General features: G+C 46.7%; 19 protein-coding genes. 15 read left to right on the top strand and 4 right to left on the bottom strand.

What is annotated here, in order from left to right; genetic code table 11:
- The first annotated feature begins 46 nt into the window (after positions 1-46).
- Positions 47-850, top strand: coding sequence for an epoxyqueuosine reductase (locus MCG98_RS02355; protein WP_240300265.1), 804 nt, complete (start codon positions 47-49; stop codon positions 848-850).
- Between the two features lie 8 nt (positions 851-858).
- Here the strand turns inward: MCG98_RS02355 and MCG98_RS02350 are convergent, their stop codons facing one another.
- Both MCG98_RS02350 and MCG98_RS02345 read right to left on the bottom strand, forming a co-directional pair.
- A complete protein-coding gene (locus MCG98_RS02350) occupies positions 859-1,548 on the bottom strand; it encodes a P-II family nitrogen regulator (protein WP_240300264.1) in 690 nt (229 codons plus the stop codon).
- A 31-nt stretch (positions 1,549-1,579) separates the two neighbouring features.
- Positions 1,580-3,112, bottom strand: coding sequence for a DUF1538 domain-containing protein (locus MCG98_RS02345; protein WP_240300263.1), 1,533 nt, complete (start codon positions 3,110-3,112; stop codon positions 1,580-1,582).
- 513 nt (positions 3,113-3,625) lie between these two features.
- Here MCG98_RS02345 and MCG98_RS02340 point away from each other — a divergent pair.
- From MCG98_RS02340 to MCG98_RS02290, 12 genes are all read left to right on the top strand, one after another.
- The gene (locus MCG98_RS02340; protein WP_240300262.1) at positions 3,626-4,108 is read left to right on the top strand and encodes a sigma-70 family RNA polymerase sigma factor; all 483 of its coding nucleotides are present in this window, start codon (positions 3,626-3,628) and stop codon (positions 4,106-4,108) included.
- Positions 4,102-5,211, top strand: a complete 1,110-nt coding sequence (locus MCG98_RS02335; protein ID WP_240300261.1) for a DUF4179 domain-containing protein — start codon at positions 4,102-4,104, stop codon at positions 5,209-5,211. The genes MCG98_RS02340 and MCG98_RS02335 overlap by 7 nt, the downstream gene beginning before the upstream one ends.
- Before the next feature lie 119 nt (positions 5,212-5,330).
- Positions 5,331-5,528 carry a nucleic acid-binding protein gene (locus tag MCG98_RS02330; protein WP_240300260.1) on the top strand — a complete coding sequence of 66 codons (198 nt, stop codon included), beginning with the start codon at positions 5,331-5,333 and terminating at the stop codon, positions 5,526-5,528.
- A gap of 28 nt (positions 5,529-5,556) precedes the next feature.
- Positions 5,557-5,667 (top strand): DUF6434 domain-containing protein, encoded by a 111-nt coding sequence (locus tag MCG98_RS18920; protein WP_345891611.1) that lies wholly within the window; start codon positions 5,557-5,559, stop codon positions 5,665-5,667.
- A gap of 13 nt (positions 5,668-5,680) precedes the next feature.
- The gene (locus MCG98_RS02325) at positions 5,681-6,235 is read left to right on the top strand and encodes a GNAT family N-acetyltransferase (RefSeq protein ID WP_240303368.1); all 555 of its coding nucleotides are present in this window, start codon (positions 5,681-5,683) and stop codon (positions 6,233-6,235) included.
- The gene (locus tag MCG98_RS02320; protein ID WP_240300259.1) at positions 6,229-6,576 is read left to right on the top strand and encodes a transporter; all 348 of its coding nucleotides are present in this window, start codon (positions 6,229-6,231) and stop codon (positions 6,574-6,576) included. Before MCG98_RS02325 ends, MCG98_RS02320 begins: the two co-directional genes overlap by 7 nt.
- A 303-nt stretch (positions 6,577-6,879) precedes the next feature.
- Entirely contained in the window at positions 6,880-7,260 is a 381-nt protein-coding gene (locus tag MCG98_RS02315) for a DNA alkylation repair protein (protein ID WP_345891705.1), read from the top strand.
- Positions 7,261-7,403: 143 nt separating this feature from the next.
- The gene (locus MCG98_RS02310) at positions 7,404-8,735 is read left to right on the top strand and encodes an MATE family efflux transporter (RefSeq protein WP_240303366.1); all 1,332 of its coding nucleotides are present in this window, start codon (positions 7,404-7,406) and stop codon (positions 8,733-8,735) included.
- A gap of 68 nt (positions 8,736-8,803) precedes the next feature.
- Entirely contained in the window at positions 8,804-9,109 is a 306-nt protein-coding gene (locus MCG98_RS02305; RefSeq protein ID WP_240300258.1) for a DUF2089 family protein, read from the top strand.
- A complete protein-coding gene (locus MCG98_RS02300; protein ID WP_240300257.1) occupies positions 9,106-9,441 on the top strand; it encodes a hypothetical protein in 336 nt (111 codons plus the stop codon). Before MCG98_RS02305 ends, MCG98_RS02300 begins: the two co-directional genes overlap by 4 nt.
- Positions 9,442-9,460: 19 nt before the next feature.
- The gene (locus tag MCG98_RS02295) at positions 9,461-9,844 is read left to right on the top strand and encodes a VOC family protein (protein WP_240300256.1); all 384 of its coding nucleotides are present in this window, start codon (positions 9,461-9,463) and stop codon (positions 9,842-9,844) included.
- 109 nt (positions 9,845-9,953) lie between these two features.
- The gene (locus tag MCG98_RS02290; RefSeq protein ID WP_240300255.1) at positions 9,954-10,721 is read left to right on the top strand and encodes an MBL fold metallo-hydrolase; all 768 of its coding nucleotides are present in this window, start codon (positions 9,954-9,956) and stop codon (positions 10,719-10,721) included.
- A gap of 40 nt (positions 10,722-10,761) precedes the next feature.
- On the opposite strand, the gene MCG98_RS02285 is transcribed toward MCG98_RS02290, so the two are convergent.
- Together MCG98_RS02285 and MCG98_RS02280 are read right to left on the bottom strand one after the other, a co-directional pair.
- Complete coding sequence (locus MCG98_RS02285; RefSeq protein ID WP_240300254.1) at positions 10,762-11,481, bottom strand: DUF554 domain-containing protein; 720 nt, start codon at positions 11,479-11,481, stop codon at positions 10,762-10,764.
- A gap of 122 nt (positions 11,482-11,603) precedes the next feature.
- Positions 11,604-11,816 (bottom strand): TOBE domain-containing protein, encoded by a 213-nt coding sequence (locus tag MCG98_RS02280; protein ID WP_240300253.1) that lies wholly within the window; start codon positions 11,814-11,816, stop codon positions 11,604-11,606.
- Positions 11,817-11,921: 105 nt separating this feature from the next.
- On the opposite strand from MCG98_RS02280, the gene MCG98_RS02275 reads away from it, so the two are divergent.
- Positions 11,922-12,632, top strand: a complete 711-nt coding sequence (locus tag MCG98_RS02275) for a response regulator transcription factor (RefSeq protein ID WP_240300252.1) — start codon at positions 11,922-11,924, stop codon at positions 12,630-12,632.
- Positions 12,619-13,554: a HAMP domain-containing sensor histidine kinase gene (locus MCG98_RS02270; protein WP_240300251.1), complete on the top strand. Its 936-nt coding sequence runs from the start codon at positions 12,619-12,621 to the stop codon at positions 13,552-13,554. Before MCG98_RS02275 ends, MCG98_RS02270 begins: the two co-directional genes overlap by 14 nt.
- Positions 13,555-13,559 lie beyond the last annotated feature (5 nt).

The raw sequence follows: 13,559 nt of genomic DNA, 5'->3' as shown, positions 1-13,559 counted from the left end.
ACCAGCCCTTATCAGAGCTGCAGTATGTGTGGCATAGGAGGTAACCATGGATTTACGAACAGATATTGAACAAGAATTGTATGAGTTTGTCCGGACGTATGATGCGTCGGGGCCATTGCAAGATAAATGGGGGAAGCCCCTCGTGGGATTTGCCGATGTGGAACATCCCTATATCAGACAACTTCCAGGCATCGTACATAAGCTCCATCAGATGCCCCGGGAAGTCATGCCGGATGCAACGGTGATCATGGTGTACTTTGTACCGTTTCAGCCTTGGGTGGCAAAAGGAAACAGGCAGGGGGAAATGGCGTCCGCAGACTGGGCACAGATTTACGAAGCAACGAATGCCATGTTTCTCCGATTAAATGAACACATGATTCGTTTTCTGGAATCCAGGGGGTACCGCGGGGCCGTGTCGCCCCAGAGCACGGTCTTTTATCGCGATGAGCTGGTCAGTCACTGGTCGTTTCGTCACTTTGCATATGCAGCAGGTCTTGGGACGTTTGGCCTGAACAATATGCTTATCACGGAATCCGGATGCGCGGGACGGCTGAATGCGCTGGTGACGAATCTGGATGTAACTGCGGGAGAGCCCAGGACGGAGGAAGCATGCCTGTACAGAAGAAATAAAAGCTGCGGCGTCTGTGTCAGCCGCTGTCCGGCAGGCGCTCTGACCACAGAAGGCTATGACAGGCACCGATGCTTTGCACAGTGTCTGAAAAATGCAGCAGTCTACACACAGTTTGGAAACTCCTACGCGTCCACAGAGGGCGAAGAAGCAGCAGATTCAGGCTCTGAAGTCTGCGGAAAATGCCTGTCTGGTCTTCCCTGTACGCAGAGGAGACCATAACGGCGAAATTATTCTGAGGTGTCTTCCTCCATAAGCCTCAGTCCTGCTGTGCTGACTACAGGAAGAGAAAATACGATGGCCCCGGCTTTGCTCTTTGAACCGGCCTGCTCCATGATCGCTTTCATGATCCCGTTTTTCTGGGCAGTCCTCACAACAATAAAAATGATTTCCTTTTCATCGGTGAGCGTGATGCCCAGATATTTTTTAGCCTCCTCCATGCCTGTGCCCTTGGCATGGATAATGGTCCCGCCGGGTGCGTACGCACTTCTGGCAGCTTCCATAATGGTGTCGGAATAGCCGGTATTTGCGATTGTTACCAGCAGTTCATACGTGGTTTCCTTCAATGTGCTCTCCTCCTCTATAATGACATTTTGATTCAGGGTCAGGTATTCCAGGATTTTTTTGCCGCCAATACTGCTCAACGGGATAATAAAGGCGATCCCTCTCCCGGGGATATCAATATTGATCTTATTTTGAAGCTCTTTTTTCAGGGTCTTCCAGGTTTCTCTGGTGACAAAAGAGAAATAAACGGCTTTCTCCGTTGCTTCCATTCCGAGATAATCCAGGACAGAACTGTGTGCAGTACCAGATCCCAGTGTGGCGAATGTGACTGTTATGTTATTCTGTTTGTAAAATGAGATGATTTTTTCACGTATACCGCGGTTGGCGATAACCACCATCAGATAGATTTCGTTCATATTATAGTTCCTTTCCTATTCACAGCAGGTATCACAGGTCAATAATATCATTATCTTCCCATGTGTCAAGATAAGATGCCGGTTCATCCGGAACAGAGGAAAGCCGTCTGGTTTGTATCTGATACACAGCACCGAGGCATTGAATCGTGATAAGCGGTGTCATGGCAACCATGGCTACGATGCCGAATGCATCTGTGACGATATTTCCGCCGACTGCCTGCGATGCTCCCATTGCGAAGGGCAGCAGAAACGTTGCTGTCATAGGACCTGATGCCACACCGCCGGAGTCAAACGCTATCGCCGTAAAAATCTTGGGAACAAAGAAGGACAGTAAAATAGCAATGGCATAACCCGGTACGATAAACCAGAAAATGGATATGCCGGTCAAAACCCGGATCATGGCAAGCCCCAGGGAGATCGAGACACCGATCGAGAGGCTTGTTCCCATTGCCTTTCCCGAAATGGCACCGGAAGTGATCTCTTCCACCTGTTCCATCAGCACGTACACTGCGGGCTCTGCCTTTACGATGAAAAATCCGATAACCATACCGATGGGCAGGATGATTAAGCGGTAGGGCAGTCCTGCGATAATCTGTCCAAGATAGTTGCCCGCGGGCATAAACCCAACGTTCACACCGGTCAAAAATAAAACCAGACCGATATAAGTATAGATGATACCAATTACGATTTTCAGCAGAGACCTCTTTTTCAGCCGGAGTGATACCATCTGAAAAACGCCAAAGAACACAACAATTGGAAGAAGTGAAACTGCTATCTCCTTGATATACACGGGGAACCCGTGTGCAAAATGCCCCCAGAGTTCTATGGAATTCTGGATATCAGGGATTGCATCCGGCACATATTCCGTGTTCTGTGGGTTGTAAAGCAGGCCGAGAGTTAATACAGCCAGGATAGGGCCGATAGAGCACAGAGCGACCAGACCGAAACTGTCATTCTCCGCATGTTTATCACTCCGGACTGCTGAAAAACCAATACCGAGAGCCATGATGAACGGCACAGTCATGGGTCCCGTTGTGACTCCTCCGGAATCAAAGGCGACCGCAAGAAAATCTTTTGGAACGAAGAATGCCAGGATAAATACGACGGTGTAAAATACGATCAACAGATGAGACAGCGGAATAGAAAATAGCATTCGCAGTACAGCGATGACAAGAAATACACCAACGCCAAAGGCTACAGCCAGTATCAGTGTATAATTTGGAATCGATGGAACCTGCTCTGCAAGTACCTGCAGGTCGGGCTCTGATATTGTGATCATGAAACCAAGCAGAAAGCAGAGAGCCGTGATAGCCGTAAGATTTTGTGTTCTGGCCATTTTTGTTCCCATTTTCTCCCCCATGGGGGTCATGGCGATTTCGGCGCCCAGGGTAAAAAACATCATTCCGATGATCAGCAGCACAGCGCCCAGGATAAATGAAAGCAGAATACCCGACGGTATGGGTGCGATGGTAAAGCTCAACAGCAGCACAATACCGATGATCGGCAGGACTGCGTTCAGGCTTTCTTTCAGTTTTTCTAAGAATCTGGTCTGAGACAGCAGCATCCGCAAAACTCCTTTCTTATAGCAATAGATGGGTTCCTGAATAAAAATAAGGCAGTATCGGTGATACGGCCTGCATTGGCTTACATTATTAATAGGAAGTAATTTATTTATATATTATCATAGAAATGTCAAAATTAAAATGCATAATGATAATTTTTTAAGTTCTGTATAGATTTTATGCGAAGACAGATGAAATTTTATTAAAACTGCAACCTTTTTTAGCAAAAATGTATCTTAGTAATATGACGGCGCCGGAAAACGGATGTCATCTCCGTGCTTGTCTGTGATGTGGCAGAATATCTGGATGAACTGAAAGGCTATTACTGGTCTGATGACGATCCTGTTAAAAAAGAGGAAAAGCATTTGCCCGGCATCTGAGTGAACATGTCCTCTATGGAACGGAAATCAGCTTTCAGGAATAATAAATAAAATTCCTGAGAACCAAAAGCAGATCTGCTGTCTCTAATAGTTGTAAGGAAATAACAACCGGCCGGTTGGTGAGGAGGACTTACGATGAAAAAACAGGAATTTATGGATGCGGTGCGTGGTGCAGAGGCGACGATGTATCATGTGGCGATGTCCGTACTGAAAAATGATGCGGATTGTGCAGATGCTGTTCAGGAAGCACTCACGATAGCGTTTGAGAAGCTTCACACTCTGAAGGTGGATGCGTATTTCAAGACGTGGATTATCCGTATTCTGCTTCGTGAATGTTACCGGATACAGAAAAAACGCAGAAATCTGGTTCCCTATGAGGAATACATGCAGGATAGAAAGCTCTGGGAGGAGGACAGGTATACGGACCTGTACCTGGCGATCATGGAGCTGCCGCAGGAGCTGAGAGTGCTTGTCACACTTTATTACCTGGACGGATTTTCTGTGAAGGAAGTGGCTGACATCCTGCAGATGAAGGAGGGGACGGTAAAAAGCCGTCTGTCCAGAGCCAGAGAACAGCTCAGAGTGCAGCTTGGAGACAGGGAGGGCGTATTATGTTAGAGAGAGAAAGATGGGAACATGTGGCACCCGAGGTGCCCGAAGAATTTCATGCGAGGTTTGAGCAGACTTTGGGAGAACTAAGCAGAAGAAAAACCAGAAAAGTGCGGGGCATCGGGTTCAGGGTGATGGTTGCGGCGGCGGCCGTGTGCGTACTGGCCTCGGGAACGGTTCTGGCAGCGGAATGGTTTGGATGGAACCCAACGATCCTTGAGAAGTTCCAGCCAAGTGAGGAACAGCAGGAAACACTCCCGGAGGAAGGCGTCATACAGGATGTCAGCCAGACGGTCACACATGATGGGGTTGGCGTTACTCTGACACAGGTGCTGCATGATGATTACAATCTGTACATGCTCTGCGAAGTGCAGCTGCCGGATGGGGTGCAGGCGACAGACGATCTGGGATTTGCAAATGGTCTGGACGTCCTGATTGACGGAAAACCTGCCGGGGATATCTGCGAAGGAAGCAGCAGCGGCGGGAGCGGTGGATTTATCATACCTGAGAATGCCGGGAGCTCTGACACAGTGACATATGAAATCAGTTACCTGTTCGGCAGCCCGGTTGACTGGAGCGGAAGGACGATCACGCTGACACTTGATGCCCTGATGGATTATCAGGGAGTGAAAGCGCCGATGCCTGATGAGGGAACGCTGCTTGCAGAAGGACCATGGTCTTTCGAATATACGATTGATGGAAGCAGTGATATGGTCCGGACATATGAGATTAACCGGACGTATGATTTCGGAGGATATGATATTCTGATCAACCGCATTGAAATTTCACCGCTGAGCTACAAGATATACGCTGACTATGAGAGCGCCATGAAAGTTGAAGAGGACGAGAGAAATACATTTACGTATGAGGGCGACGACCCGGGCCTTGAAATAGATGCAAGGCTGGCGATCCGTAAAATTGTCTATGATGACGGGACACAGCTGGACTACCAGGCGGAAGATTACTTTACCGGAGGAGGAATTTACGGACCGGATGAGGAAAAGTCAGAGTATCTGGTGATTGAGAACTTTACAAGGATTATTGATGTTGATCATATTGAAAGCATTTATCTGATGCAGGGTGACGTGGAAATACCGCTGCAGAATTCGTAGATCAGAAATGATGAAGACCGCTTTGCAGGGGAAACTCTGCAGAGCGGTCTTTTATATAGGTGTAGGCGATGCAAATATGTGCTATACTGGAACAAACAGACCAATTTCAGGAGAATAATATGAGAGAGTGTATCAGATGCGGAGCAGAGATGAAGGAAGACTGTACCATAAAAGTGGCAGGTACGGGATATGGAATAGTGATGTCCACAGATGAAAATAAGCTGTTCGGTGGGAGGATAGGGAGCCCGAAAGTAGCCATCTGTCCTAAGTGCGGCGAAGTTTCTATTTATGTTGAAGATACCCGGAAAATTGAATAGATATGGGGAAAAGCAGACATTGTGATCAGTGAAGATACAAAAAAGTTTTTCTTTTAATGTGGGTTTTCAGAAATGGCGAAAGGAAAATACCGGGAAAACGTATTGGGAGGCAATTGGAGAAAAAATCGTGCCGCATTGATGAGGTGAAGGATATGAAGATACTGGAAACAGAAAGGTTATATCTGCGTGAAATGGAGCAGTCGGACTATATGGCTTTATGCGGGATACTCCAGGACAAACAGGTGATGTATGCATATGAACATGCGTTTGACGACAGAGAAACACAGGAATGGCTGGACAACCAGATCAGGCGTTATGAAGAGCAGGGATTTGGATTGTGGGCAGTTGTTTTAAAAGAAACTGACGAGATGATCGGACAGTGCGGGATTACAGTGCAGGACTGGAATGAGAAGCAGGTGCTGGAGATCGGATATCTGTTTCAAAAACAGCATTGGCACAAAGGCTATGCTGTGGAAGCTGCGGTCGCATGTAAGAAATATGCGTTTGATGTTTTGGGTGCAGGCGAAGTGTATTCCATCATACGGGACAACAATACTGCATCGCAGAATGTTGCAAAACGAAATGGTATGAGAGTAACAGGGAAACTTGTCAAACATTACTATAATATCGATATGCTCCATTTTGTTTTCTCGGTGAAAAAATGTGATGAAATGTTTATGACTGTGAGGGACAGACAGAGATGGTAACGTTTTATAATATTTGTATTGGGCTTACGATCGGAGTGCTCTTAGGCTTTACGGCAGGGGGTCTGAAATGGGCGTTCGGCAGAAAATCATATTCCGATGAACGCGTGAAAGCCACCAAAAAACTGACAGGGATAGCTGCGAACATCCTGAAATATGTGACGTTTTTGCTGCTCGTCCTGGGTTTGATCTGGTGTGCGTATTTCCTTGTGTTAGGAATCGTTACGCCGGAACGGTCAGATTATGCGAATAATATGGCGGAACTGGTGGTAGCAGTTTTGAGTGTAATATCCATTATATTTGCGTTTGTTGAATTTCTGAGACGGCAGGATGACAAACAGTAATCTGAGTTTATGGGGGTGAAAGCATGACAACGTTTATATGTTTTGTGATTGCCATGGCGATCGTGTATTTGATGCAGTTGCTAGACGGAGGATTTGGTTATCTCATTTCACCCTGTTTCTAGGATAACAGATCCTTCCGGGAGTGAACTGGCGTTTTTGAGTCTTGGATATTTAATTGCTTTTATGGGCTGCATTTTTATCTGGTACAGGGTCCGGAAAGAGATTCATAATTGATAACTGTTTAAGTCGGGCAGGAGGTTTTATGGAAATAATGAAAGATAATGAGAGAAATGCTGTGCGGATATAATCATTAGACTTCAAGGATGTGCTTCGGAAAAATATAAGGCTAACGTCGTGAAAATGGGGATACCGGATGAAAACAGTATCGGGGTACCGACCGCAGATATTCGCAGACTCGCCAAAGAAATTGGAAACTCAAATGAACTTGCCTTTGAATTATGGGAAACGGGATATCATGAAGCCAGGCTTCTGGCGGTACTTCTTTTTGAAAAGAAACAGGTATCTGCTGCAGATGTTGAGAAACTCATGACGGCGGCAACTGGGGGCATAGTGCAGGAAACTTCGCACTCCTGGGAAGTCCCTGCGCAGCGATACGCCTATGATGTTATTATCCTGGATGAATATGGAAAAAGCTGTCGTGGTAAAGGAGATTCGCGGGTGTGAACTTATCACTGCCCAAAGTTTTAAGGATGGCATTTTTCTGCGGTACTAATGACTGATCATGCAAATGAACAATACAGATGTAACGTGTTATGATTAAGGGAATCAATAAGCTTAAGCTAACGGGACACAGAGAGGAACGTCCAATGTACAGGGACCTGACAAAAGGTAATATAACAAAAACTATCATAATATTTGTGCTGCCGATGATGGCGGGAAATCTACTGCAGCAGTTTTATAACATTGCAGATACACTGATTGTAGGCAGATTTCTGGGTCGTGATGCACTTGCGGCGGTAGGATCTGCCTATACACTGATGACATTTTTGACCTCGGTACTTCTCGGTCTTTCGATGGGCGCCGGGGCCTCATTTTCCATCTACTGCGGGAAGGGTGATTTGAAGCGTCTGAGGGTGGCGGTACTGCATGCATTCGGACTGATTTTTGCCATAACCATAGTGCTTAACGTCACCGTGTATCTGTGTATTGATCCGATTATGGGGTTTTTAAATGTACCTGTGGAAGTATATGCTCTGATGCGGGAATACCTGTGGATTATATTTGTCGGTACCGGTGCGATATTCCTCTGCAATTTTTTTTCCTGTCTGCTTCGGGGGATGGGCAATTCAGCCGTACCGCTGATCTTCCTGGGCGTATCCGCGGTTCTGAATATTGTGCTTGATCTGCTGTTTGTGCTGGCATTTCATTGGGGTGTGGGCGGAGCAGCGGCCGCGACGGTCATCGCACAGTATGTCTCAGGTATCGGAATCGCAGTATACACCTTCTGGCGGTGCAGGGAAGTATGTCCCGGGCGTTTTGATCTTGAATGGAATAAAGGTATTCTGGGTGAAATCTGCAGTCTTTCCATACTGACATGTGTTCAACAGTCTGTGATGAATTTTGGTATTCTGATGGTCCAGGGACTGGTCAACAGTTTCGGGCCGGTCATTATGGCGGCTTTTGCTGCGGCAGTAAAGATCGATTCGTTTGCCTACATGCCGGTACAGGATTTTGGAAATGCATTTTCAACATTTGTCGCACAGAATTACGGCGCCGGAAAGGAAGAACGCATTCGCACGGGAATTAAAAAATCAGTGCGGATTACCATTCTGTTCTGTGTTCTGGTTTCAACGGTTGTAGTGGTTTTTGCGAGACCGCTGATGCTTATTTTTGTGCAGCCGCATGAAACGGAGATTCTTGCCGCGGGGGTGCGGTATTTACGGGTGGTCGGTATTTTTTACTCTGGCATAGGCTGTCTGTTTTTGCTGTATGGTCTGTACCGTGCGGTGAAACGCCCGGGAATGTCCGTGGTTCTGACGGTTATCTCACTGGGAACCCGGGTGGCACTAGCTTATCTGCTCTCAAACTATATCGGTGTAATTGGAATCTGGGTATCCATACCTGTCGGATGGATACTGGCAGATCTGACGGGTCTGCTTTACTACTGGAGACGAAAATCTACATTGATAAAAATATAGATGTCATTCAATATTGACTTTAATAAAATTAAAGAGTATAATTAATTTTATTAAAGGAGGGGGATGCTATGGCTATTGAAATTGTTCCTGAGTGGATGGTAAATCTGGATGATGAAGACGTATCTTTTATCAAAAAATTCCTGCTGGCATCCGGCTCACTCAAAGAAATCGCAAAGCAATATGAAGTAACCTATCCCACAGTGAGGCTGAGACTCGATAAACTGATACAGAAAATCAAAATCAGCGATGATGTGGAACGTGACCCGTATGTTGCGTTGGTCAAACGCCTCGCTGTCAATGAGAAACTGGACTTTGAGACTGCAAAAGTTTTGATCCGTGAGTATAAGAAGATCAGTAAGGAGGAAAGCAGATGATAACCGGAACTATTACCATATTGATTGTATTACTATTGATGAGTGCTGTCTGCACTGGCGGGATTATCCTGCAGTTTTTTCTCTCGAAAAAAGAGAACAGGGTCCTGGGACTTATTCTGCCATGTATTACTTTTATGTATTCACTGCTGTGTGTGCTGAATGTGGTGATAATGGATGCGATGTCTTCCTGGGAGGTATTTGGTGTAATCGTCGGGAGGCTTGTTTTGACTAACATCTCTACTGTCATACTGCTGGCGATCTATCTTGTATGCAGAGAAAAACTTAAGAGAAAAAAGCAGCTGGATAAAATGAATATTCAGGATCTGGATTGATTTTTACAGGAGGTATCTTTTGAAAATTGAACACATTGCAATGTACGTAGATGATCTGGAAGGCGTGAGGGCATTTTTTACTGAGTACTTTCATGCGAAATCAAATAATGGGTATCATAATAGGAAGACGGATTTCAAGTCATTTTTCCTGACTTTTGATGACGGTACGAGGCTGGAGCTGATGAACCGGCCCCAAATGTCGGATGATGAAAAACCGCTGGCGCGGACAGGGTTTATCCATATGGCGTTCAGCGTAGGAAGCGAAGAGAAAGTGAATGAACTGACGCGGCGTCTGAAGGATGGGGGCTACCAGGTACTCAGTGGACCACGGACGACAGGAGACGGCTATTATGAGAGCTGTGTGCTGGGGCCTGAGGGGAACCAGATTGAGATCACGGTCTGACATGGGGCCATGCATTTTGACTGGTATCCGGAAATGAGCTGAAACGCAGGGATGGCAGCAAAAAGATCTGTCTGTACGCGGGACAATGCCTGCTGTACAGCAGGGAAATATGATAAATGATTGGAGCGATATGATGGCATTGATAACGTATATCGGACACAGCGGGTTCCTTGCAGAATGGGAACACAGTGTCTGGCTTTTTGATTATTACCGTGGAGACATTCCTGAGTTTTCGCGGGAAAAGAAATTGTTTGTGTTTTGCAGTCATAAGCATGAGGACCATTTTAACCCTGACATTTTCAGCAGGTTTGAGGAGTATCCGGATGTGAGTTATCTGTTATCCAGGGACCTTTCCTACCAGGTTAAAAGACTTTCCCTCAGTGACAGACAGAACGAGCGCATTACGTATCTTAAGGCGTATCAGTCACACCGGGAGACGGACGGAGCCGGCGGTGATATCTGCGTCCGCACCCTCCATTCGACGGACTGTGGTGTGGCGTTTCTGGTGTCTTATGAGACAGAGACATTCAGGAAACAGGTTTACCATGCGGGAGATCTCAACTGGTGGATATGGAAAGGTGAGACAAAGCAGGAGATTGGAAATATGACGGCGCGGTATCAGGCGGAGATAGAGCGGCTCCGGGATTGGACGGATGGTCTGTATGCGGCCTTCGTGCCGCTGGATCCCAGGCAGGAGGAATGGTACCGGCTGGGGATGGACTGGTTTATGGAGCGAGTCGGGGCTGAGCATGTATTTCCCATGCATTTCTGGAATAACTTTGATCTGATCCGGAAATACAGAGAGTCAGAAGAATCAGAGGAATTTGCCGGAAAGATCATGGAGATCGTCCGGGACGGACAGGATTTTTTGATATAATGAGGGGGCCAAAGCACCTTAAAAGTGCGGGGCCTCCTTTTCAGAATGGAAGAAATGCCCAAGCTACAGATAATACGATGGTTGGCAGCATATTGGCAACTTTTATTTTTTTGTCCCATATCAGATTGATACCAACACAGAATATCAGCATCGAGCCCGTAAGCGACAGGTTGGACAGTGCCTGCCCGGTCATGAACGGTTCGATAAAAGTAGAGAGAAGTGTGATGCTTCCCTGAAAAAGGGCAACCGGTATCACGGAAAATATACAGCCCTTTCCCAGCGATGCAGTCATCACCAGGACAATAATCAGGTCCAGGACGGCTTTGGCGGCCAGTATGGAATAGTCACCTGATATGCCATCCTGAATGGAACCCACGACCGCCATGGCACCGATGCAGATTGTGAGGGAAGTTGTTACAAAACCGTCCACAAAAGAAGTATCGCGCTCACTTCTTGTCTTTTGTTTCAGCCATCTTCCAAATTGTTTGATGCGTGATTCGATATTCAGCCATTCTCCGATCAGGGAACCAAAGGCGAAGCTTCCGATAATCATCATTGTTCCACCACCTGTAAGCTTTCCCTGGCTGACTGTCATCATCTTTTCCAGGGCACCGCTGATGCCGATAAACAGCACGCAGACGCCGGTTGCCGTCATCAGCGTATCCTGATATCTTTCCTGCATTGCTTTTCCGATTAAGAGCCCGATAAAACCTCCGGCTAATATACCGGCAATGTTGATAAGTGTTCCGAGTCCTGCCACGTTATGCCCTCTTTCTGTAATAAATATTAAAATGCCGCTTAACTATTGTAAAAATTAATCAGTCTCCTGTCAAACAGAAATTTGACAGGAGACTGCGGATTGCCTACAATGGAAAACAAAGATCAGTGATCAACGCCAACCATGACGGAGGTTGCTTTGATGATCGCATAGGCTTCTTTACCAACTTCCAGTCCCAGTTCTTTGATGGCATTCATGGAAATGGTTGAGGAAATAACATTGCCGCCGCCGATATCGATCTGTACGATTCCGTTAACGGCTCCCTCTGTAATCTGGGTAATGGTTCCTTTTAATTGATTTCGGGCACTGATTTTCATATAAAACGCCTCCTTTTTGAGATGGTCAGATGTTACATACTTATTGTACCATATTTTGATATGGAGCGAGGCTTTTACTGAAAATAATCTGACAGGAGAAATAAAATGACGAGAAATATATTGGTTGTTGAAGATGATGTCTCACTTGGAAAAGGCATCATAATGGCGCTCAAATCAGATGAGCTGGAACTGAGGCAGGCCGTCACAGCAAAAGAAGCGAGACAATATCTTAAAAACGGGACGTATGATCTGGTGATACTGGATCTTAATCTCCCGGATGGAAACGGCATGGAATTGCTGGAAGAGATCAGGGCTTACAGTCGTATGCCGGTGCTCATACTGACGGCGAATGACATGGAGACCGATATTGTAGCGGGCCTGGAATCTGGCGCAGACGATTATATCACGAAACCGTTCAGCCTTATGGTGCTCAGAGCACGTGTACATGCACAGCTTCGGAAGTTGTCCTCCAGCCCGGAGGCGAACGCAGGTATGGGCGGCAGGAGAATAGAAACGTATCATCTGATGCTGGATTTTGAACGAATGGAGTTTAAAAGAGACGGACAGCCGGTGGAGCTTGGCAAAACGGAACAGAAGCTTTTGTATCTGCTGGTATCCAATCCGGGAGTTACTCTGACCCGGGAGCGTCTGGTGGATTATGTATGGACGGACGGCGCACAGTATGTGGACGAAAATGCATTGTCAGTAGCGGTCAAACGACTCCGGGATAAGCTGGAAGATAAAAAGACAGGGAGGTCCTATATCCGGACAGTGTACGGTATCGGATATGTGTGGGCGGTGAATGAGATTGAATAGCGAAGTGATGATATGGCTGTTCTGTGCAGCCGCGGTTGTGACAGCGGCTGCGTTTGTCTGGGCTGCGGTCAGCCACCGAAGGATACAAAAGCTGTATGACCGTCTGGATTCCATGCTGAATAAAGCCATCTCAGGCACTTTTCAGGAAGCGTGTTTTGACGAGACCAGACAGTCCGAGCTGGAAAATAAATTATACCGGTATGTGAAGCTGACCCGAATGTCAGCGAGGCAGCAAAAGGAGGATCAGGAACGGGTGCGGACACTGATCAGTGATATTTCTCACCAGACAAAGACACCGATCGCCAACAGTCTTTTATACTCTGAGCTTTTGCTGGAACAGCCGCTGCCCGAGGAGGGGCGGGATTGCGCGGATGCCCTGCATGTGCAGGTAAAAAAACTGGACTTTTTGATTCAGGCTCTGATCAAAAGCTCGCGGCTGGAGAGCGGAGTCATAGCAGTGTATCCGAGAGAAGAAGAGGTTTCGCCGATGGTCAGGCAGGCTGTGGCTCAGGCGGCATTAAAGGCAGAGCTGAAGGGGGTCGTCATCCACTGTGAGCAAATGGCAGGGCGTGCGTTTTTTGACAGGAAGTGGACGGCGGAAGCACTGTACAACCTGTTGGATAATGCGGTAAAATACAGCCCGCCAAATTGTAGTATCCGAATTTCAGCTACGGAATATCCGATGTTTTACAGAATTGATATTGCAGACGAGGGAAAGGGCATACCGGAGGAAGAACAGACACTTATATTTGCAAGGTTTTACCGCTCTCAGGATGCAGCGCAGGAAGAGGGGATAGGAATCGGTCTGTATCTGACAAGGGAGATCCTGAAGAAGCAGGGCGGATATGTAAAGGTTCGCTCAGAGTATGGAAAAGGGTCTGTGTTTTCTGTATTTCTACTAAGAGAAAAGCCGGGAAAATGATTACT

The sequence above is a fragment of the Ruminococcus sp. OA3 genome, from assembly GCF_022440845.1.
Lineage (GTDB): Bacteria > Bacillota > Clostridia > Lachnospirales > Lachnospiraceae > Ruminococcus_G.
Note: the sequence above shows the minus strand (reverse complement) of the source record. Positions and strands in the feature narration are given on the sequence as shown.

What these genes read in the sequence shown, in the direction of transcription:
- MCG98_RS02305 (WP_240300258.1), top strand. Translation starts at nt 8,804, where the DNA reads ATGGCTATTGAAATTGTTCCTGAGTGGATGGTAAATCTGGATGATGAA.
- MCG98_RS02270 (WP_240300251.1), top strand. Translation starts at nt 12,619, where the DNA reads ATGAGATTGAATAGCGAAGTGATGATATGGCTGTTCTGTGCAGCCGCG.
- MCG98_RS02310 (WP_240303366.1), top strand. Translation starts at nt 7,404, where the DNA reads ATGTACAGGGACCTGACAAAAGGTAATATAACAAAAACTATCATAATA.
- MCG98_RS02340 (WP_240300262.1), top strand. Translation starts at nt 3,626, where the DNA reads ATGAAAAAACAGGAATTTATGGATGCGGTGCGTGGTGCAGAGGCGACG.
- MCG98_RS02320 (WP_240300259.1), top strand. Translation starts at nt 6,229, where the DNA reads ATGGTAACGTTTTATAATATTTGTATTGGGCTTACGATCGGAGTGCTC.
- MCG98_RS02280 (WP_240300253.1), bottom strand. Translation starts at nt 11,816, where the DNA reads ATGAAAATCAGTGCCCGAAATCAATTAAAAGGAACCATTACCCAGATT.
- MCG98_RS02355 (WP_240300265.1), top strand. Translation starts at nt 47, where the DNA reads ATGGATTTACGAACAGATATTGAACAAGAATTGTATGAGTTTGTCCGG.
- MCG98_RS02350 (WP_240300264.1), bottom strand. Translation starts at nt 1,548, where the DNA reads ATGAACGAAATCTATCTGATGGTGGTTATCGCCAACCGCGGTATACGT.
- MCG98_RS02325 (WP_240303368.1), top strand. Translation starts at nt 5,681, where the DNA reads ATGAAGATACTGGAAACAGAAAGGTTATATCTGCGTGAAATGGAGCAG.
- MCG98_RS02335 (WP_240300261.1), top strand. Translation starts at nt 4,102, where the DNA reads ATGTTAGAGAGAGAAAGATGGGAACATGTGGCACCCGAGGTGCCCGAA.
- MCG98_RS02275 (WP_240300252.1), top strand. Translation starts at nt 11,922, where the DNA reads ATGACGAGAAATATATTGGTTGTTGAAGATGATGTCTCACTTGGAAAA.
- MCG98_RS02330 (WP_240300260.1), top strand. Translation starts at nt 5,331, where the DNA reads ATGAGAGAGTGTATCAGATGCGGAGCAGAGATGAAGGAAGACTGTACC.
- MCG98_RS02300 (WP_240300257.1), top strand. Translation starts at nt 9,106, where the DNA reads ATGATAACCGGAACTATTACCATATTGATTGTATTACTATTGATGAGT.
- MCG98_RS02290 (WP_240300255.1), top strand. Translation starts at nt 9,954, where the DNA reads ATGATAAATGATTGGAGCGATATGATGGCATTGATAACGTATATCGGA.
- MCG98_RS02345 (WP_240300263.1), bottom strand. Translation starts at nt 3,112, where the DNA reads ATGCTGCTGTCTCAGACCAGATTCTTAGAAAAACTGAAAGAAAGCCTG.